Annotated in this window: 20 protein-coding genes; 19 read left to right on the forward strand and 1 reads right to left on the reverse strand. The window is 41.3% G+C overall.

The window, feature by feature from the left end; genetic code table 11:
* Window positions 1-23 precede the first annotated feature (23 nt).
* The 11 genes from QNN06_RS13280 to QNN06_RS13330 all read left to right on the forward strand — a co-directional run bounded on the left by QNN06_RS13280 (window position 24) and on the right by QNN06_RS13330 (window position 11,626).
* Complete coding sequence (locus tag QNN06_RS13280; RefSeq protein WP_217034014.1) at window positions 24-1,058, forward strand: phosphotransferase family protein; 1,035 nt, start codon at window positions 24-26, stop codon at window positions 1,056-1,058.
* 10 nt (window positions 1,059-1,068) lie between these two features.
* Window positions 1,069-1,527 carry a hypothetical protein gene (locus tag QNN06_RS13285; RefSeq protein WP_217034013.1) on the forward strand — a complete coding sequence of 153 codons (459 nt, stop codon included), beginning with the start codon at window positions 1,069-1,071 and terminating at the stop codon, window positions 1,525-1,527.
* Window positions 1,528-1,563: 36 nt separating this feature from the next.
* Window positions 1,564-2,775: an acyl-CoA dehydrogenase family protein gene (locus tag QNN06_RS13290; protein WP_284037695.1), complete on the forward strand. Its 1,212-nt coding sequence runs from the start codon at window positions 1,564-1,566 to the stop codon at window positions 2,773-2,775.
* A gap of 55 nt (window positions 2,776-2,830) precedes the next feature.
* Window positions 2,831-3,691 (forward strand): crotonase/enoyl-CoA hydratase family protein, encoded by an 861-nt coding sequence (locus QNN06_RS13295; protein ID WP_284037696.1) that lies wholly within the window; start codon window positions 2,831-2,833, stop codon window positions 3,689-3,691.
* Window positions 3,691-4,479, forward strand: coding sequence for a crotonase/enoyl-CoA hydratase family protein (locus QNN06_RS13300; RefSeq protein ID WP_284037697.1), 789 nt, complete (start codon window positions 3,691-3,693; stop codon window positions 4,477-4,479). Before QNN06_RS13295 ends, QNN06_RS13300 begins: the two co-directional genes overlap by 1 nt.
* Before the next feature lie 32 nt (window positions 4,480-4,511).
* Window positions 4,512-5,657 carry an acyl-CoA dehydrogenase family protein gene (locus tag QNN06_RS13305; RefSeq protein WP_284037698.1) on the forward strand — a complete coding sequence of 382 codons (1,146 nt, stop codon included), beginning with the start codon at window positions 4,512-4,514 and terminating at the stop codon, window positions 5,655-5,657.
* Between the two features lie 94 nt (window positions 5,658-5,751).
* Complete coding sequence (locus tag QNN06_RS13310; protein WP_213115908.1) at window positions 5,752-7,284, forward strand: class I adenylate-forming enzyme family protein; 1,533 nt, start codon at window positions 5,752-5,754, stop codon at window positions 7,282-7,284.
* 113 nt (window positions 7,285-7,397) lie between these two features.
* A complete protein-coding gene (locus QNN06_RS13315; RefSeq protein ID WP_213116878.1) occupies window positions 7,398-8,549 on the forward strand; it encodes a CaiB/BaiF CoA transferase family protein in 1,152 nt (383 codons plus the stop codon).
* Between the two features lie 26 nt (window positions 8,550-8,575).
* On the forward strand, window positions 8,576-9,556 hold the full coding sequence (locus QNN06_RS13320) for an NAD(P)H-dependent flavin oxidoreductase (protein WP_213115907.1): 981 nt from the start codon (window positions 8,576-8,578) through the stop codon (window positions 9,554-9,556).
* Window positions 9,557-9,586: 30 nt separating this feature from the next.
* A complete protein-coding gene (locus QNN06_RS13325) occupies window positions 9,587-10,738 on the forward strand; it encodes a thiolase family protein (protein WP_213115906.1) in 1,152 nt (383 codons plus the stop codon).
* A gap of 117 nt (window positions 10,739-10,855) precedes the next feature.
* Window positions 10,856-11,626: a 3-hydroxyacyl-CoA dehydrogenase gene (locus QNN06_RS13330; protein ID WP_213115905.1), complete on the forward strand. Its 771-nt coding sequence runs from the start codon at window positions 10,856-10,858 to the stop codon at window positions 11,624-11,626.
* Between the two features lie 117 nt (window positions 11,627-11,743).
* On the opposite strand, the gene QNN06_RS13335 is transcribed toward QNN06_RS13330, so the two are convergent.
* Window positions 11,744-13,006, reverse strand: a complete 1,263-nt coding sequence (locus tag QNN06_RS13335) for an ABC transporter substrate-binding protein (protein ID WP_213115904.1) — start codon at window positions 13,004-13,006, stop codon at window positions 11,744-11,746.
* A gap of 428 nt (window positions 13,007-13,434) precedes the next feature.
* On the opposite strand from QNN06_RS13335, the gene QNN06_RS13340 reads away from it, so the two are divergent.
* The 8 genes from QNN06_RS13340 (at window position 13,435) to QNN06_RS13375 (ending at window position 21,082) form a co-directional block, all read left to right on the forward strand.
* Window positions 13,435-15,063: an acetate--CoA ligase gene (locus QNN06_RS13340; protein ID WP_213115903.1), complete on the forward strand. Its 1,629-nt coding sequence runs from the start codon at window positions 13,435-13,437 to the stop codon at window positions 15,061-15,063.
* A gap of 18 nt (window positions 15,064-15,081) precedes the next feature.
* Window positions 15,082-15,948, forward strand: a complete 867-nt coding sequence (locus QNN06_RS13345; RefSeq protein ID WP_213115902.1) for a branched-chain amino acid ABC transporter permease — start codon at window positions 15,082-15,084, stop codon at window positions 15,946-15,948.
* A 6-nt stretch (window positions 15,949-15,954) separates the two neighbouring features.
* A complete protein-coding gene (locus tag QNN06_RS13350; RefSeq protein WP_213115901.1) occupies window positions 15,955-16,965 on the forward strand; it encodes a branched-chain amino acid ABC transporter permease in 1,011 nt (336 codons plus the stop codon).
* On the forward strand, window positions 16,952-17,728 hold the full coding sequence (locus QNN06_RS13355) for an ABC transporter ATP-binding protein (RefSeq protein WP_217034003.1): 777 nt from the start codon (window positions 16,952-16,954) through the stop codon (window positions 17,726-17,728). Before QNN06_RS13350 ends, QNN06_RS13355 begins: the two co-directional genes overlap by 14 nt.
* The gene (locus tag QNN06_RS13360) at window positions 17,712-18,413 is read left to right on the forward strand and encodes an ABC transporter ATP-binding protein (RefSeq protein ID WP_213115899.1); all 702 of its coding nucleotides are present in this window, start codon (window positions 17,712-17,714) and stop codon (window positions 18,411-18,413) included. The genes QNN06_RS13355 and QNN06_RS13360 overlap by 17 nt, the downstream gene beginning before the upstream one ends.
* A gap of 52 nt (window positions 18,414-18,465) precedes the next feature.
* A complete protein-coding gene (locus tag QNN06_RS13365) occupies window positions 18,466-18,867 on the forward strand; it encodes an acyl-CoA thioesterase (RefSeq protein WP_213115898.1) in 402 nt (133 codons plus the stop codon).
* Between the two features lie 118 nt (window positions 18,868-18,985).
* Window positions 18,986-20,248 carry an ABC transporter substrate-binding protein gene (locus QNN06_RS13370; protein ID WP_284037699.1) on the forward strand — a complete coding sequence of 421 codons (1,263 nt, stop codon included), beginning with the start codon at window positions 18,986-18,988 and terminating at the stop codon, window positions 20,246-20,248.
* Between the two features lie 45 nt (window positions 20,249-20,293).
* On the forward strand, window positions 20,294-21,082 hold the full coding sequence (locus QNN06_RS13375) for a tyrosine-protein phosphatase (RefSeq protein WP_213115896.1): 789 nt from the start codon (window positions 20,294-20,296) through the stop codon (window positions 21,080-21,082).
* Window positions 21,083-21,084: the final 2 nt, after the last annotated feature.

Below are 21,084 nucleotides of genomic sequence, written 5' to 3' on the forward strand. Positions count from 1 at the left end.
AAATGGTGAAAGGCGGGGTGCTGTTGGCAGAAAAAATAAAACTCTCATTGAAAGCTTATTTTGAATCGAAAATAAAAGGGGCAGAAAAGGTAGAAATTCGGGAGTATTCCCAGCCTTCCGCAGGATGGTCTGATGAAGCCTTTATTTTCGATGTCCACTGGGAAACCGCGAACGGCAAACAGATAAAAGGATTTGCGATTCGCAAGCAAAATAAAGGCGGGTTAATGAGGGAGAACAGAAATTTTTTTCTACAGTTCAAGTATTTGGATCGTTTAAGTAAAAATTGCAACCTGCCTATCCCGGGAGTTTACTGGTATGAAACAGATGAATCGATTCTCGGCGGACCGTTTTTTGTAATGGATAAACTGCCCGGAAACAGTTACGTACCTTGGTCAAAGGAGGGGCAATTATTTTTTAAAAGAGCCAATGAAGAAGGGGAAATTCCTTTTCACTTTGTCCAGTATTTGGCGAAATTGCACCTTCTTGATTATAGTGGAGCCGGCTTTACGGAGGACTTTGACGAGCCCAAAGGAGAGTACGGATTTATTGATGATAAATTAATAGGTTTAGAGGAAATGTATTACCGCTACCAAATCAGCCCTGACCCGGTAATGGTTGATGCTTTGGAATGGTTAAAGGCGCATAAGCCGGCTGCCCAAAGGTATTCCCTCATACATAATGATTACAGAACTGGTAATTTGCTATATAGCCACAATGAAATCACGGGGATACTGGATTGGGAAGCAGCCGAAATCGGAGATCCCATGGCAGACGTTGCCTATGTTTGTGCCAAATCGAACCGGATGGATTCTCCGCTGATGTGTTACCTAGTAGATAGACAGCTGTTTTTGGATACGTATAGTGAGCTAACCGGATTAAGGGTAGAGGAAAAGGTGCTTCATTATTATGAGGTATACCATCAAGTCAGGTTTGTTCTTATCTCCCAATCGGCAGGGACGTCGTTTGCAAAAGGAGAAACAAAGGATCTTCGGATGGCCCGCCAAGGCTATCGCTGGCCATTGATGAGGAATATGGTTGCCGAATTATTAGGCTACTAGGGGGGAAATGATGTTCGATAAATCGTTTACGTTAAAAACCGCCAACGATGTGATAAAAGATGTAATCATTCCTAATCTCACCAGCGGCATGGCAAAGGAACAAGCCATTGCCTTGCTTTCTGTTTTAAAAAATGTGGATACCAATACTATTGAGAATACGAAACCGAAAGAACAGTTAATTACGCTAATCAATCAAACTGTTGAAGAATTTTTACAAGCAATACGGTCAGATTCAAGGGAGACTTCCGCCTTTAATTGGGTGGAAGAGTTGGATTCCGCCTTGGAAGAAGCGGTGTTTATCGAGGATGTTACTGATAAATGGAAACAATTGAATGAAATTCAATGCCGCCTTCTACGCTTTTTATATAAGGAAAATGCAGCTAACAGAGCGATAGAATCCAGGTACATTTTTCCATTAAGAAAGAGGATAAGGGAGCAGTTAACCATTGAAATGGCGCTGGTTAGATAACTAAGTGTAAGGTTGGCAAAATGGGAGGGAAGGATATTGAACGAAATTGAACAAAAATACGCTATTAGTCCGTATGTAATGGAAATTCGAGACAAAGTGAGAAGGTTTATCGATGAAAAAGTCATTCCGGTAGAAAACGTTATTGAAAAAGGCGAGCAAGACGGAAGGCAGGTCCTTAAGGAATTACAGGCAAAGGCGAAGGAAGAGGGGATATGGGCTTTAGGCCTTCCGAAAGAGATTGGCGGCGGCGGTATGAAATTTATGGACTACGTCTATATAAATGAAGTAATTGGCCGTTCCGAAGCTGCCATGTTCGCTTTGGGTACCCATACTGCCCAGGATGGGACGATGTTAAACCTGTTCGGAACAGAAGAGCAGAAGAAAAGATGGCTTTACCCAATGGTGAATGGAGAAATCAATCCATCTGTAGGTTTGACGGAGCCTAATGTGGCCGGGTCCGATCCGACATTAATACAATCTACAGCATACTTGGATGGGGACGAATGGGTCATTAATGCCCATAAATGGTTTACCACCGGAGCGAACCGTGCTGCGTTTACCACCCTTTTTTGTGTGACAGAACCTGACGAACCAAACCGTCATAAGCGAGCATCGATGATAATTGTTCCGACAAATACACCTGGTTATGAGATTGTTAGAGTCGTGCCGACTATGGGACATACCTCAGGCGGCCACTGCGAAATTCGTTTAATAAATGTCAGGGTTCCAAAGGAAAACTTATTAGGTGCGAGGGGAGAAGGTTTTGTCATTGCCCAAAAAAGACTGGGTCCCGGCCGAATCTACCATTGCATGAGGTGGCTGGGTCAATCCCAAAGAGCCTTTGATTTGATGTGTCATCGGGCCTTAAACCGATATGCTCATGGCTCTCTTTTATCAGAAAAGCAGATGATTCAAAAATTTATTGCTGATTCCGCAACGGAAATCCAATCGGCACGACTGATGACCCTTGAAGCGGCAAGAAAAATTGACAGGGGAGAAGATGCCCGGATTGATATCGCCATGATAAAGGTATATGGAGCAAAGGTCCTTCATGATGTGATTGACCGCGCGATTCAAGTACACGGTGCATTAGGGGTCACCGCCGATACACCATTAGAGAAAATGTACCGGGAAGCCAGGTACGCTAGAATCTATGATGGACCTGATGAGGCACATACTGCTACCATCGCCCGCCGAATCTTACGAAAGTACCAACAGGAGGAAAGCTGGGACCCGGCAAATTTTTAAAAAGACATCGAAGTGAAATGATTGTTTTTATATAAAAATTATTGAGGTGATTAGAATGCAAACAGTTCAGTTTGAAACGTTAAAAACAACATTAGAAGATAAAATCATGACGATTACCCTATGCAGGGAGAATTTAAATGCTTTTAATCATCAAATGCTAAACGAACTTATTCAAGTGTTTGATGAAGCGGATGCCAATGATGATGTAAGAGCCATTATTATCACCGGTGACGGAAAGGCATTTTGTGCAGGGGCAGATTTAGGAAGCGGCACCGGCACATTTGAAAATAAGGAGACGCCAATCGAGGAGTATCGGGACGGCGGAGGAATGTTAAGTTTACGAATCTATGAATTGAAAAAGCCAATCATCGCTGCTATCAATGGACCTGCTGTAGGGGTGGGCGCGACCATGACCTTACCAATGGATATTAGGATTGCGTCATCGAATGCAAGAATCGGTTTTGTGTTTAGCAGGCGCGGCATTACCATGGAAGCATGCAGCGGCTGGTTTTTACCTAGAGCAGTCGGAATCAGTAAAGCAGCTGAGCTCGTTTATACAGGGAAAATTATTCCCGCTGAGGAAGCATTAAAAATTGGTTTAGTAAGTCAGGTGGTTTCACCTGAAGAGCTTTTGCCTGTTGCCGAAGCGATTGCGAAGGAAATTGCCGAAAATACATCTGCCATTTCTGTCACCTTGTCACGGCAATTAATGTGGAAGATGCTTGGTGCAAGCCATCCCTACGAATCACACAAAGTTGAATCCAAAATGATTCATTGGACCGGGCAGCAAGCCGATGTAAAAGAAGGAATCACTGCATTTTTTGAAAAAAGAAAACCAAATTTCCCAATGAAGGTCAGCACTGATCTTCCAAGCTTTTATCCGTGGTGGAAAACGAATAATGAAGGAGAATCATAATGGACTATCAAGCTATTATAGTAGAAAAAATTGGCCGAATTGCTGTGGTTACCTTTAACCGGCCGGAAGCCATGAATGCTGTTAACAGCCGTCTTTGGCTGGAAACAGGAACTGCGTTAAAGGAGTTTAATGAGGACCCTGATCTTTGGGTGGCTATATTAACCGGGGCAGGCGACCGCGCCTTTTCAGCAGGTGCTGACTTAAAGGAAATAGGAGCTGGGGGATTTTCGACAACAGACGAAATGAAGGAATGGGGATTTGCCGGGATTGTGAGACATCATATCTCAAAGCCTGTTATTGCTGCGGTGAACGGATTTGCCCTGGGCGGCGGTACAGAGATTGCCTTAGCCTGCGATTTAATTGTCGCCTCTGAAAAGACATCATTCGGGCTGCCGGAAGTAAAAAGGGGTCTTATTGCCGGAGGAGGAGGACTATTGCGCCTGCCGAGGCAAATTCCTCTGAAGGTGGCAATGCGCGTTATTCTTACAGGAAATCCTATTTCTGCGGAAGAAGCAAAACAGTGGGGGCTGGTGAACGAAGTAGTCCCGCATGATCAAGTCCTCAATGCCGCGATTCAGCTGGCAGAGGAAATTATTTGCAATGCTCCGCTCGCTGTGAAAGCGAGTAAAGAAATTGTCTACCGTGGATTAGACACTTCCATGACATTTCCTCCGGAAGGCTGGTCCATCAATAATGAATATACAAGTCAAGTTTTTGCAAGTAATGATGCGAAAGAAGGTCCGCGGGCTTTTGCCGAAAAACGGAAGCCAAATTGGTCGGGACAATAAATTGATTTTTTAAAAAAAGGGAGGTTTTGTAAATGGCAAAATCGTATTTATCCGAAGAGCATGAAATTTTTAGAAGATCCTTTAGAAAATTTTTGGAGAAGGAAGCATACCCTTTTTTCGAAGAATGGGAGGAAGCCAAGCAGGTCCCTAAATCATTTTGGAAAAAAGCCGGAGAACAAGGTTTCCTCTGTCCATGGGTGGATGAAAAGTATGGAGGGTCGGGTGCTGACTTTGGCTATTCCGTTGTCATTACCGAAGAACTAGATAAGGTTGGAGCGGGGGCAGGCGGAATCGGCCTTCATAATGACATCGTTATTCCTTATATTGCCGAATTTGCTTCTGAGGAACAAAAGCAAAGATGGCTGCCAAAAGCGGTCAGCGGGGATATGATTTCGGCCATTGCCATGACCGAACCGGGGACTGGCTCTGATTTGGCTGGGGTAAAAACAACGGCGATTAAAAGTGGGGACAACTATATTATCAATGGAGAAAAAACTTTTATTACCAATGGGTATTCAGCTAACTTCGTTATCGTTGTATGTGTAACAGACCCAAATGCAGTACCGAAGCATAAAGGAATTAGCTTAATTGTGGTGGAAGAAGGAACACCTGGATTTCGAAAAGGCAAAAAGCTTCGTAAATTGGGGCAGCATTCCAATGATACGTCTGAACTCATTTTTGAGGATGCGGTTGTGCCTAAGGAAAATTTAATTGGTGAGGAAGGAAAAGGTTTTTATTATCTGATGCAAAAGCTGCAGCAGGAACGGTTGATGCTGGCAATCGGCAGTATCACCGCCAGTAAACATATGCTGGAGATGACCATTGAGTATGTCAAGCAGAGGACGGCATTTGGAAAACCAATCAGTAAATTCCAAAATACCCAGTTTAAGATTGCCGAAATGGCCACAAAAATCAAAATCGGCGAAACTTTTGTCGATCAATTGATCGCCGACCATATGGAGAAAAAGAATGTGGTCAATGAAGTATCGATGGCAAAATGGTGGCTGACGGACCTTGCCAAGAGTGTTGCCAACGATTGTATGCAGCTGCACGGCGGCTACGGATATATGGAAGAATACGAGATTGCAAGAAGATACCGAGATGTGGCAGTCGGTTCGATTTACGCTGGCACCAATGAGATTATGAAAACAATTATTGCTAAAAACTTGGGGTTATAAGCTGATATTGCAGGGGTGAGTGTGAACTAAAGTCACCACCCCTTTTTCTTCTATTTTTATATGTCTATGTATTCGAATGTGGGAGGAATATGAAGTGAATCTTTTTGAAGCACTTGAGCGAAATGCCAGATATCAGCCAGACAAAACAGCAATCATTTTTAATGAAAGCAAATATACGTATAAGGAATACAATGCACAGGTGAATCGTATTGCCAACGCTCTCATTAGCTATGGGGTGAAAAGAGGCGATAAGATTGCCTTAATGATGAAAAACTCAGATTTATTCTGTTTTATTTATTATGGAATTTTAAAAGCCGGCGGGGTCGCTGTTCCTGTAAATTTTCGCTTAACTGCCAAAGAAGCCAGCTATATTTTGGACGATTCTGATTCGATAATGGTCTTTGCCGATGAGGATTTGGCAGAAGTCGTCCATAAAGCTTCTGAAGGAAACGACAAGATCCAGCTTCAGGTTATAGCGGGTTCGAATAAAAGAGAGAACCAAATCCTTTTATCCGCGTTCCAAAGCTCGGTTGCAGATAATCCTGAACGGGAAGTTTTGGAATCAGATGATGCAGAGATTCTGTATACCTCCGGAACAACCGGACTGCCCAAAGGAGTGGTTTTGGATCATCACCGCGTTATCCATGTAGCACTAGGAATCATCATTACATTTAAAATGGGGCCGGAGGATCAACTACTTCATCTTGCCCCGTTATTCCATTGTGCACAATTGAATTTATTCCTTGTCCCAGGTTCAATCCTTGGCTGTACACAAATTGTCCGCCAGGAATTTAATCCTGTACAGACCTTAAAAGATATTGATCAATACAAAATCAGCCTATTCTTTGGCGTTCCGACTATGTATAATTTTTTGTTGCAGGTACCGAACAGGGAGCAATTTGATTTATCCAGTGTGAAACGGTGCGGATACGGGGCAGCTCCTATGCCAACAGCCCTGTTGAAACAGGCAATGGAGATGTTTCAGACGGATCAATTTTATAATATGTGCGGTCAAACGGAGGGTGGACCCGGAGGAGTATATTTATTGCCAGAAGAACACAAAACAAAGTTTGGCGCTTCCGGTAGAGCTTCTTATGGTACTGATGCAAAAGTAGTGGATGAAAACGGTGAGGATGTAAAGCCGGGTGAGGTTGGGGAGTTTATTATTAAATGTGAAAACGTCATGAAGGGCTATTATAAAAAACCTGAAGAAACAGCAAAGGCTCTTAGGAATGGCTGGCTATATACAGGTGACCTCGCAAAAATAGACGAAGATGGCTACATTACCCTAGTCGACAGGAAAAAAGATATGATTATTTCCGGCGGCGAAAATGTCTACTCTACTGAGGTTGAACATGTCCTTTACAAACATCCTGATATTTTAGAAGCAGCCGTAATTGGCGTTCCGCATGAAGTATGGGGTGAAACGGTAGCAGCAGTTATCGTTCCGAAAGAAGGAAAACAAATTAATCAAGAAGAATTACAGCAATTCTGCCGGGAAGAACTCGCAGGTTATAAAATTCCAAGAATCATCTATCAAATCAACCAACTTCCACGAAACACCTCAGGGAAAGTCTTGAAATATCAATTAAGAGAGAATTATAAAACGGTTGCATCACAACATTGAATTAATGTTTAAAAAATAAATTAATTGTAAAATTATTAGAAAATTGGTATTATTAAAAATAGGTAATCTACTTTATGCTGTATCTTTTTGGGAGGGAGTGGGTGCGATTGACTATGCCTTTGGAGGGTATTCGTGTCCTTGATTTGACGCGACTTTTGCCGGGGCCGTATTGTTCGTTAATGCTGGCCGACTTTGGGGCAGATGTGATTAAAATTGAAGACCCGAAGTTAGGTGATTATACGCGATGGGGAGATCCAAAAATTGGTGAAGCAAGCGCGATGTTTCATTCTTTGAATCGGAATAAGCGGAGCGTGAGCCTTGATTTAAAAAAAGAAGAAAATAAACAGATATTTATTGAATTGGTGAAAACAGCCGATGTTCTGGTAGAATCCTTTCGACCGGGTGTCATGGATCGACTCGGACTGGGGTATGAAGAACTGAAAAAACATAATCCCAAGTTGATTTATTGCGCGATTACAAGCTACGGCCAAACCGGGCCATATAAGGATATTCCAGGTCATGATATTAACTTTTTGAGTTATTCCGGATTATTGGAGCTGCAAGGAGAACAAGGTAGAAAACCGGTAAGCTCCTCCGTTCAAATAGGGGATATTGGCGGCGGTTCCTTAATGGCAGTTATCGGGATTCTCGTTTCTATCATTGACGCGAAAAAGTCTGGGAAAGGTCAATTCATTGATATTTCCATGCTGGATGGAGCGGTTTCCTGGATGCAAACGTTTTTGCCGGCATTTTTAGCCACTGGGGAACTTCCAAAACGCGGAGAGCTCGTCTTAAACGGCCGCCTCGCCTGTTACGAGACATATGAAACGAAAGATAACCGCTTCATATCTGTTGGAGCTCTAGAATTTAAGTTTTGGAAAAACTTTTGTCAGGTAATTGGTAAGGAAGATTTAATAAGCCAGTTAAATGCCCCAGCCGATCAGCAAACCTCGATTAAAAATGATATTCAAGCCGTAATCGGAACGAAAACATTAAATGAATGGGTCAATCTCTTCGAGGGTGTCGATGCCTGTGTTGCCCCAGTCTTAACGATGGAGGAAATGGTTCATGACCCGCAAATCAGGCATCGGGGAATGATAGAAGAGGTAAGCCACCCTCAACATGGCACAATGAGACAAGTAGCAAATCCTATTAAACTATCAAGAACGCAGGCTAAAACAGTTCGCCAAGCACCGGGTCATGGAGAACACAACGATGAGATTTTACAAGAATTAGGGGTACTATTTAAACCATTTAAGGAATAATAATTAACTTTGTGAGGGGAAATACGGTGAAAACAAGAATTACTGAATTGTTAGGAATCGAATACCCTATTATTTGCGGCGGCATGTTTCAAGTTGGCAGAGCAGAATTGGCAGCCGCAGTTTCAGAAGCTGGAGGTTTAGGAATAATTACCTCAAAAACACAAGGTACACCTGAAGCACTTCGTCAAGAGATTCACAAAATTAAAGCGCTAACAAACAAACCATTTGCCGTAAACCTCAACTTATTTCCGAGCCAGACCGCCACCCCAAATGAAGATTTTATTGATGTTTTGATTGAAGAAGGGGTTAAAATAGTCGAAACTAGCGGCAGAAGTCCCAAAGATTTAATGCCAAAGCTGAAAGAAAACGGCTTCATTGTCCTCCATAAAGTGGCCGGCGTAAAATATGCCGTCTCTGCAGAAAAACTTGGGGTCGATGCTGTTATTATTGTCGGCAATGAAACTGGCGGCCACCCGGGTATGAGTGATGTGGGCACTTTAGTCATGCTTCCAAGAATAGTAGATTCAGTCAATATTCCCGTTATTGCTGGCGGGGGTTATGCGGATGGAAGAGGACTGGTAAGTGCATTAGCTTTTGGGGCAGAAGGGGTAGTGATGGGTACCCGTTTTATGGCTACAGAGGAAGCGCCCATTCACGAGAATGTAAAACGATGGATGGTGGAATCTGATGAAACGAATACCATTATCATTCAACGTAATATTGGCAGTCCATCCCGCGTTGCCTTAAATGCTGTCAGTAAGGAAGTAGACCACCTTGAAAGAAAAGGAGCAACAATTGAACAATTATTGCCGCTAATTACCGGTCAAAGAGCCAAACATGTGTATTTTGAAGGGGATTTAGATGGTGGTATTTGGTCCTGCGGCCAATCTGTCGGTCTTATTAAAGAAATATTATCGATCAAGGAATTGTTTGCTCAAATGACAGAAGAGGCAAAGAAGTCTATCGATTTTATTCAAAAAAGTTTATCAATCCATTCTAATGTTTAGTTTACTATTAAAATTTAGGAGGAATAGAGAATGAGAGAAGTTGTAATCGTTGAAGCAGTACGTACCCCTGTAGGGAAAAGAAAGGGAGTATTCAGTTCAGTCCGTCCTGATGATTTGGCCGCAAAGGTTTTGAAAGAATTGGTCAACCGTGCGGGGATCTCTCCAGGACTTGTGGAAGATGTCATTTTGGGGTGTGTTGCCCAAGTGGAAGAGCAAGGACTAAATATCGCGCGCAGCGCTGCATTAATGGCTGATTTCCCAATACACGTGCCGGGAACTACCATCGACCGTCAGTGCGGTTCCAGCCAGCAGGCTATTCACTTTGCTGCTCAGGCGATTTTGAGCGGGGACATGGATGTTGTTATTGCCGGCGGAGTGGAAAGCATGACAAGGATCCCAATGGGAGCCTCCCGCAAGGAGTCAACCTGGAGTGAAGAGTTAACCTCAAAATATGAGATGATCCATCAAGGTTTATCGGCAGAGCGGATTGCTGAAAAATGGGGCTATACTCGCAGTCAGCTCGATGAATTCTCGCTTGAAAGTCATCGAAGAGCCATTATAGCTCAAGAAGAAGGCCGTTTCGATCGTGAAATTATGCCGATTGAAGTAAAACGGGAAGATGGGTCAACAATTGTTGTCACACAGGATGAAGGTCCAAGAAAGGATACATCATTGGAAAAATTGGCATCTCTTAAGCCTGCATTTACACAGGACGGAAGAATTCATGCAGGAAATTCCAGCCAAATGAGTGATGGTGCTGCAGCTGTTCTATTAATGTCGAGGGAAAAAGCAGAGGAATTAGGTCTAAAGCCGAGATTCCGCATCGTTGCTCGTTCTGTTGTGGGTTCTGACCCGACTTTAATGTTGACAGGTCCTTCCATTGCTTCGAAAAAAGTACTTGAAAAAGCTGGGCTTTCAATTGAAGATATGGATACCTATGAAGTAAATGAGGCATTTGCCCCTGTTCCTATGCTCTGGATGGATGAATTAAAAGCAGATCCAGCAAAGCTAAATCCAAATGGCGGGGCAATCGCTTTGGGCCATCCGCTTGGAGGATCTGGTGCCCGCCTGATGATCACCTTGCTGCATGAACTGGAAAGAAGCGGCGGCCGCTATGGCTTACAGGCTATTTGTGAGGGCGGCGGAATGGCGAATGCCACGATTATTGAAAGAATTAGCTAGTCGTTATCAATAAAATTCCCTGATGGATGCTCATTTCACACAGATTGGAATGAGCATCCCCAGGGTATTAAACATATTTTTTAAGATTTCGATTTTATTAGAGGAGGAACATGATAAATGAAAATTAACGGCAGTGTAGCAGTCGTAACAGGAGGCGCTTCCGGTCTCGGAGAAGCCACCGTCGAAACGATTATTGAAAATGGGGGATATGCAGCCATCTTTGATTTGCAAGAAGAAAGAGGCGCTGCTTTAGTAGAAAGATTAGGTTCAGACCGTGTTCTTTACGTTAAAACAAATGTTACCAGTGAGGACGATGTGGTCAATGCTATTAACCAAACTATTGAAAAGTTTGGGGCTATTCATGTTGCTGTAAACTGTGCAGGGATTGGTGCGGCCGAAAAAACGGTAGGCAAAGAAAAGCCACATGATCTTGGCGTTTTTACTAGAGTTATACAAGTCAATTTAATAGGAACATTTAACGTGCTTCGTTTAGCTGCGGAAAAAATGACGCAAAATGCTCCAAACGAAGAAGGGGAAAGAGGAGTAATCATTAATACCGCTTCTGTTGCTGCATTTGATGGCCAAATGGGCCAAGCAGCCTATAGCGCCTCAAAAGGAGGCATCGTCGGTATGACCTTGCCTATTGCCAGAGACCTTTCCAGACATGGTATCAGAGTCTTGACGATTGCTCCAGGACTTATGGATACGCCATTGTTTGCCGGAGCTCCGGAAAAAGTCCGAATGGCATTAGGTGCAATGGTTCCGTACCCGCAGCGTTTAGGGTACTCATCCGAATATGCCCATTTAGCAAAATGCATCATTGAAAATCCATATTTAAATGGCGAAACGATCCGCCTTGACGGCGCGATTCGGATGCAGCCGAAGTAATAAGCAAAAGAACCTCCAGTTGTCTAAAATGGAGGTTCTTTTCATGAATTAGGTGATGAAAAATAGAAAGCGGTCTCCTTAAACTGGAGTCCGCTTATATTCTAGTAGTTTTAAATATTACTTTTCATACTCAATTTTATCTTTTTCCGGATCATAGTGGATATTCCCTGTGACTGGCACTAGGTCACCTGCTTTTGCTTGAACTAGGAATAAGGATGTATTTCCGTAGCGGTGTTCCGCTGTATAGGTGACAGAAGGGTAGAAAGAGCCATCCCATTTATCAAAGGTTTCCATTTTTTTAATAAAGTTCTCCCAACTCAATTCATCTCCTGCTCGCTTTAACCCTTCGACGTATACTTGAGCAGTGGACCATGCGCCTTCAGAGAGAGCTCCCAGCGATTCTTTCCCAAAGTCTTTGGTTACATACTCAACATACTTTTTGACTTCTGGGTTATCCATTTGTTCCTCATAATTAGGATATTGTAGAGAAGATATTATACCTTCCCAAGCATCTTTCCCCGCTAAATTAAATTGGTTTTTATCTGCACCGCCAGTCTGTGAAACAATAAATGGAGTGTCCGATGCCCCAATTTTATGCATTTCTTTACGCAATGCTGCAGCTGGTGCAGGAGTTGTATTCATAATGATTACATCTGCTTTTGCTTCCTTCAGCTGTTGGGCCTGAGAGCTAAATTCTTTATCTGTTGCCAAGAAAGGGACTTCTTTTACAATTGAAACTCCAGGATATTTTCCAATGTTTTTCTTGATCGCTTCAAGTCCCTGTTTTCCAAAATCATCATTCTGATAGGCAATGGCTATTTTTTTGGCATTCAGCTTATTGACAGAATAATCTAAAAAGACCTTTGCTTCGACTACATAATTAAATGTTCCGCCAAAAACATTCTTAATTGGAGGATTCACAAATTTGTCTGCCCCAGTCCCCAGACCCGTTACCGGAATACCGGTTTTTTCTAAAAGCTGTAAGGATGCGGCAATATTAGCCGTTCCGATTGGATATATAATAGAGAATACTTTATCCTGTTCTATTAATCTTTGAATACTTTGGAGTGTTTTTGCGGGCTGATATTGATCATCATAGGCGATTAACTTAAGTTTTCTTCCATTTACACCGCCATTATCATTGACATAATTAAAGTATGCTTGAACGCCTCTTCTGACTTTATCATATTCCGCGACTGGTCCTGTTTGTGGACCGGTGAGCCCAACAATTATTTCTTTATCCGTTACTCCTTGAGCCTGTTTCTTGCCTTCTTTTGGGTCGCCCTTAGTTGATTGGTTTTTACTGGTTTGTGCGCTGCATGAAACTAACAAAATAACAGTTAGAATCAAAGCAAGTGCTGATGTCAACTTTTTTCTCACAAAATTTACCCCCAATCAAAGATTCACTTTAAGAGTAAAGAACAAAACACTATTAAAAGAGCGCTTACATTCTTAAAAACTCTCAAGAATAAGTGTAAAGAGATTTGATTTAAATTGCAAGTTAATTATTTAAAAATTAAAATAATTCAAACTAGTATTCAAAAAAAGTAATCAAATCGTGAAAATATCATATGTCTTATTATTAAATATAGGTGGAGTAAACCAAGTCTTTACCAAAACATTATGGCGTAATAATTTTTGTAAAATTAATAATATTTAGAAAAATATGTACAAATATTGCTCTGTATTATATAATCAATACTAAATTGGAAAAAATAGCAATCATGAATTACATACTGTACAGCTGAAAGTTATATTATTGTAAGCGGTTTCTGATTAAGTAAAAAATTTAAACGAGGTGACAAAAATTGAATTATGCAGAATTAAGGGATGATTTCTCGTGGGAAAAAGTAGTGAAAACCTATGATTGGAATGTTCATGAAAAGCTTAATATAGCACATGAATGTTGTGATAGGTGGGCTGATGACCCGAATCGTATCGCTATCTATTGGGAGGATGAAAAAGGAAATAAGGATGTCTGGACCTATTTCCGTTTAAAAGAACAATCAAACCGGATGGCGAATGCACTTCGGTCGCTGGGAGTAAAAAGGGGCGATCGTGTGGCAGGTCTCCTGGGGAAGGACATGGAATTAATTTTGACAGTCCTTGCAACATGGAAAATAGGTGCTATTTATGTTCCAATGTTTACGGCTTTCGGCCCAGAGGCCATTACGTATCGATTAAAAGATGCTGATTGCAAAATTTTAGTAACGAACCAGGAACAGGCCAAAAAAATTGAAGGTCAACAAGTATCCTGTGAGCTTCTATTAACTGATGGTTTATCAGGTAATGGATTAACTTTCTGGGAGTTTATTCAACAGTTCCCTGCTGAACATGAAACAGAGTCAACCACCATGATGGATCCTAGTGTAATCCAATACACATCTGGTTCAACAGGCATGCCAAAAGGTGCCGTTTGGGCTCATAAAATTTTTATCAGCACTTACCCTTACCTTAGATATGCGATGGGTATGGAAAATAATGATCGGTTCATGGGTGGTGCGGATATGGGCTGGGCTTATGGTTTGATGAACTGTACTATATGCCCATTAAGTCTCGGTATATCCATCGTCGTATATAAAGGTCCTTTCCAGGTTGAAAAATACTATCAATTACTAGAACAATATAAAGTTACAAACTTTGCATATGCCCCAACGGCATACAGAATGATGATGGCAGCCGGTTCTGATTTAGTAAAGAAATATTCATTAAAAGTAAAACAGTTCTCCAGTGCTGGTGAACCATTAAATGCAGAAGTTGTCCGCTTCTTTAAAGATAATTTTGGCCGGGAAATCTATGATCACTATGGTTCTACCGAAACTGGGATGATTGTAAATAACTATAATGTCACAGACATGATGGTAAAACCCGGATCAATGGGTCTGCCGGCTCCTGGCTATAATATCGCTTTATTAGATGAGCAAGGGTATCCGGTCGAAGTCGGTGAAGCGGGTCAAATCGCCGTAGATATACATGCATTTCCGTACTTCTTTCTAGGTTATTGGAATGATCCAAAGAAAACGGCAGAAAAAATAACGGGAAATTGGTTTTGGACCGGGGATCTTGCAAGTAAAGATAATGACGGGTATTTTTGGTTCCAAGGCAGAGCTGATGATATCATTTCCAGCGCTGGCTACCGAATTGGTCCTTTTGAAGTGGAGAGTACCCTATTAGAACATCCTGCCGTAGCTGAAGCTGCTGTAATCGGGAAACCGGATCCTGTTAAAGGAGAAATTGTAAAAGCATATGTAGTTCTTAAATCATCTCATAAATCTTCCTCAGAGTTAGCTGACGAATTAAGTGTTTTCGTAAAAGCAAAGCTATCAAAACATCAATACCCACGAGAAGTTGAATTTGTTGAAACCCTCCCTAAGACACCGAGCGGAAAAATCCAGCGTTATATTTTAAAACAAAGTCTCGAAACAGCAAATAAATAAGCGGAAGGTGATAAACGTATGCAAATCATTGCCAGCGGCTTAATTTTTGGTTGTATCTATGCATTAGCAGCTTTAGGACTTGTATTAATTTTTAAAACAACCGAAGTTGCAAATTTTGCGCATGGCGAAATGGCCATGATCACAACCTTTATCAGTTATGTCTTTTTATCGAAATATGGATTCCCTTATTTAGCAGCACTTGGCTTAGCGCTTTTATTTGCCTTAGTTTTCGGAATAGTGGTTTATGTGTTGGTTATGAAAAGGGTTCAATCCGCCCCGCATTTAAATCAAGTGGTGCTTACATTAGGACTGTTTATGATATTTAATGGGCTGGCCGGACTTAAATGGGGGTATCAGCCCACTTCGTTCCCGGAGGCCTTCCATGGTGACCCTTTTAAACTTGGCAGTATTTTTATATCGACCAACGAAATCTTTACGGTTGGGTTAACGTTGGTTCTGATGCTGCTGTTCTTCCTATTATTCCGATTCACAAAAGCTGGCTTAGGGATGCGTGCTGCCTCACAGGATATTATGGCTTCAGAGCTAATGGGAATTAAGGTTTCCGGCGTTTTTATGGGAGCTTGGGCGATTGGTACTGCACTCGGCGGTATAGCTGGGATGATGACAGCCCCAGTAACTTTTTTAAGTCCAAATATGATGGGAGAGGTTTTGATTATCGCTTTCGCCGGTGCTGTTCTAGGTGGGTTTAATAGCTTGCCGGGTGCGGTTATTGGTGGATTAATTGTTGGCGTTTTTGAAAATTTAGTCAGTTATTATGTTGCCCCGGAGCTGAAAATTGTTTTTACTTTTCTATTGATAGTTGTGGTGTTGTACATTCGTCCTCAAGGAATATTTGGGGGAGCAAAAATTGTAAAAAAGGTGTGATGTGAATTGAAACAGCTATTTACAAATCGTAAACCTTGGTTATTTTTACTCGTTCTTTTATTCCTTGCTTATCCTTTTATCGTTGGACAATCGGTTTATCTTATTTCTATTTTCGTTATGGTTTGCGTATATGCCATTACCGCAATGGCATTGGATTTATTAATTGGCTTTGGCGGCCAGGTTTCCATCGGCCACGCAGGCTTCTTGTCGGTGGGTGGTTATACAGTTGCTATCCTGACGACCAAATTAGGTCTTCCTTTCTTGCTTGTTCTTCCGTTATCAGGAGTGATTACTGGCATCATCGGTTTACTTATTGGACTCCCCGCAGTGCGGCTTAGCGGTAACTTTCTTGCCGTCGTATCGTTAGGGTTTGGGCTGTCCATTCCACAGATTGCGCTTAACTGGGACTCACTTACTGGCGGGTATTCTGGTCTTCCTCTTGCCCGGCCGGAATGGTTGTCCAATGATAGTCAATTTATTTACGTCATTATTTTAATGACTGTTGTAATCATATGGATTCTCCATAATATTGTGAAAAGCAGATTGGGCAGGGCTTTTGTCGCCATTCGAGAAAGTGAGGTTGCTGCTCAGGCTACCGGGATTAACGTTCCATTATACAAAACACTGATGTTTGTGATTAGCGCTTTTTTTACAGGAATTGCCGGCGGACTTTATGGTTATTGGATCGGATTCGTCAGCCCGAACGATTTTTCCGTGTTTACGTCATTTTTGTTACTTGGGATGATAGTCATTGGCGGCCTGGCTTCTATTCCAGGTGCCATTATTGGTGCCATTATCTTTACAGTACTGCCTGAATTAACGAAATCATTAATCGGGTTGACCAATATTATAATTGGTATTGCCATTGTCGGAATCATTCTTTTCCGTCCAAATGGTTTAATATCATTGCTGGAAATGTTCAGGATAAAAAAACCAAGCAAAAAAGTAATGGATGAACAGGAAGTTTATCTTTCTGACCTTGAACAAGGAGGTGCTGCCAGGGATGCTAACGTTTAAAGATGTGACCGTAAAATTTGCCGGCGTAACCGCCGTTAAAGACCTTTCGTTTGAAGTGCCTCAGGGAAATATTTATTCAATCATCGGTCCGAACGGCGCGGGTAAAACGACGGTTTTTAATTGCATTAGCCGTTTCTATACTCCAGCTGCCGGCACAATCGATTTTAATGGAAAAAATATTTTAAAACTTAAACCCCATCAAGTCATTCATGAGGGGATTGCGAGAAGCTTTCAAAATGTGGAATTGTTTGCAAAAATGACTGTCCTTGACAATTTGCTGGTAGGGCTGCACCCAACCTTGAAAAAGAATATTTTTTCGATTTCGTTAAATTTGCCTTCTGTTAAAAAGACAGAAAAAGAATCAATAAAAAAAGCTTATGAAGTGATGGATTTACTTTCGATAACCGATTTAGCGAATGAAAAAGTTAGAAATCTCCCATTTGGTTATCAAAAAATGGTAGATATCGGAAGAGCCATCATATCTTCACCAAAGCTAATCTTACTCGATGAGCCGGTAGCTGGGATGAATCCAGTGGAGACGAAAAAAATCAGCGAGCTCATCCTCCGCTTAAAGAAAGAAATGAATTATACAGTCCTTGTGATTGAACATGATATGTCGCTTGTAATGGAAGTGTCAGATTTTGTAACGGTCATGAATTTTGGTCAAAAAATTGCAGAAGGCACCCCCAAAGAAATTCAAAAAAATCCAGTGGTTATTGAAGCTTATTTAGGGGAGGTCGAAGAGAATGCTCAAATTGTCTGATGTGCATGTCTATTATGGCCATGTCCATGCATTAAGAGGACTGAACATGACGGTGGAGGATGGAAAGATTGTATCTTTGTTAGGCGGAAATGGCGCTGGTAAATCAACAACTCTAAAGATGATTTCAAGACTCATTCAGCCGAAAAAAGGTTCATATGAAATGGACGGTCAATCCATGTTGAAAGACAGCCCGAGCAGGGTTGTCAAAAAAGGAATTATTCACTGTCCTGAAAACAGAAGGGTTTTTCCATTATTAACAGTGGAGGAAAATTTAAAAATTGGCGCCTATAGCCGCAAAGATAAAAATGTTAAAGAGGATTTAGAAAAGGTATTTTTATATTTTCCAAGGTTAAAAGAAAGGGTCAAACAAAAAGCGGGAACACTGAGCGGCGGTGAACAGCAAATGCTTGCCATCGGAAGATCGTTAATGGGGAAGCCGAAGATACTTTTATTGGATGAACCGTCCTTGGGAATTGCCCCTATTCTTGTGAAAGAAATTTTTGAAATCATCAAAAAAATCAACAAAGATGGCACTTCTATTTTGCTGGTGGAACAAAATGCCAATATGGCACTTGGGATTTCTGATTATGCGTATGTATTGGAAAACGGACATATTGCTTTGGAAGGACATTCCCAAGATTTAAGAAATAATGATGAAGTCCGCCGACTTTATCTTGGCGGGTAAAAAAATTGGGAGCATCCATAAATGCGGAATGTGATGAAGAGAGGGAAACAAAATGCAGACTACCACAAAAATTGTTGTCACACCAGATGACATCGACCAGCTTGGCCATGTCAATTACCTGAAATATATTCTTTTTTTAGAAAAAGGGGTCGGTGAATGGTACAAACAGGCTGGAGTAAATTTTAAGGAGTTAAGGAAACAAGATCTCGGTACGGTTGTCCTCAAATTCGATGTCTCCTACCATAAGGAAGCCAGATTGGGAGATACTCTGAATGTTACGACCACTTTAATGAATGTGGGCAACAAAAGTTTTACCGTAAAACAAGAGATTTATAATCAAGACGATATTCTTATTACCGAATCAACGAAAACATTTGTGATGTTTAATACGGCGACAAGAAAAGGTGTACCGGTAATCCAAGAGATTGCCCGTCACTTAAAGTGTGCCAGATAATAATGAAAAGTTGGTTTGAACAACTCATTCTAAAGCAAGTGCAGGTTAATAACGTAAGGCTTCTTGACATGCATAATAGTTTTGTTATGTGCGATTTCCGAAATAAGGAGGGATTTCAATGGTCAAAAAAGGCTTTACTTTATTCATCGCTTTTATGATGGTGTTTCTATTAGCAGCTTGCAACGGGGAGAAAACAAGTTCCAACAATACAACTGGAGGAAAGGATAGCAATGAACTAGCTCAAGGGGTTACAAAGAACGAAATCATGGTTGGACATTCGGCACCGCAAACGGGACCTGTAGCTGTCTATGATACTTTCCGAAAAGGTATGGATACCTATTTTCAGTATATCAATGAAAACGGCGGAGTAAATGGCCGGAAAATAAAGTTAATTGCTTACGATGATCAATATCAGCCAACAAAAGCTTCGCAGAATGCCAAGAAACTTGTTGAGGAAGATAAAGTATTTGCCGTCATTGGAAATCAGGGCTCTGCCGCTAATCTTGCTGCAAAAGACTACTATATAAACAAAGGCATCCCGGTTATATTACCAGGGACTGGGTTAAAGGGATTTGTCGATCCACCGGTAAAAAATTGGATGGGGGCAACCATGATGAACTATGAAGTGGAAGCCCAAATTATGTTGAATTATGCTGTCAACGAGCTGGGTGCTAAGAAAATAGCCATTGCTTATCAAAATGATGACTTTGGAAAAGCCCCATATAACAAGATTAAAGAAATAATTAAAACGTATCCAGGCGTCGAACTTGTTGCCGAAGTGACCTATCTTCCCGCCGACACGGAATTCAGTGCCCAGGCCCAAAAACTTCAGCAAGCCAAGCCAGATACAATCTTTAATTTTGGTGTGATGAGTCCTGTCGTTAATTTGAAAAAGGCAATGTATAAAATCGGACTAGATAAAACTAATTACATTGTTTCCTCCATTGCTGGCGGGGACACCCATGCATTCCAATTGGCTGGAGGCGATGTTTGGGAACGAACCTATAGCGGTGGAATCCTGATTAGTTTGGATGATGAAAATAATGAAAAAATTAAACTTTTCAAAGAAAGATTTAAAAAATCGTATCCAAATGAGCAGGCAACTAATTTTGTAGAAAGCGGCTGGTCGGCTGCACAAGTATTCGTTGAAGCATTAAAAATAAGCGGCGATAATCTTACCTGGGATAATTTTCTAAAATCCTTCAATACATTCGATAACTGGGATGGCTCTATGTATGCTGGGGTATCGTTCTCTGAAAATAACCATTATGGAATTACGAAAATGTACATGACCAAAGCCGAGAATGGAAAAATAGTACAAATTTCTGATTCCATCGAGTTTGAACCTGAAACAGGAAAAATTTCCTTACCCAAAAAATAACAGATTAATTAAAGTTCTTAAATAAAAGTTTGATAGGTGGTACGAATGAAGAATAACATAATGCCGGAGTGTCTCCTGCCACTGAGTGGAGCCGTTAATTTCCGCGATATGGGCGGACTGGCAACAAAGGATGGCAGAAAAGTAAAAAAAGGGCTCCTCTTTCGAGCAGCAGAATTAACCGGATTAACTGACGAAGATGTAAGTTTATTAGAAACCCTGCAATTAAAACGAGTGTTTGATTATCGCAGACAAAAGGAGGCGGAACGGAAGCCCGATCCGCCTTTAGGGTCTGCCATTCTTGAGCGGGTTTCTGCGATTAGCGAAGAAAATATTGCCACAAATATGTTTGTGAAAGACGACGGATTTAATGCGGACTATTACCGTCAATTCACGGTTGAAAGATTTTTAAAGATTTATACTGAGATGCCAATACAGAATCCTTCTTACAAAAGATTAATGATGCTATTAAAAAGCCCTGAAGAAAACTTGCCGCTTGTCCACCACTGTACGGGCGGCCGTGACCGAACGGGTGTAGGTGCCATGTTAATATTGATGACCATGGGTGTACCTTATGAAACTGTATTAGGAGATTACTTACTTTCAAATCTAACATTAGCTGAACGTCATCAAACTATTTTTGAAAAAGCATCGCAATATTTTACTCCAGAAGAGTATAAACAATTAATAAATGCTTTTCCACTAAGAGAAGACTATCTTCATGCTGCCTATAACGCGATATTAAGGAATTATGGTGATTTTGACACGTATATTGCAGAAGAATTCGGGATATCCGAAGAGGTTAGGGAAAACATTAAAAATTATTGTTTAGAATAGGA

Source organism: Neobacillus sp. 114 (assembly GCF_030127045.1).
GTDB lineage: Bacteria > Bacillota > Bacilli > Bacillales > Cytobacillaceae > Neobacillus > Neobacillus rhizophilus.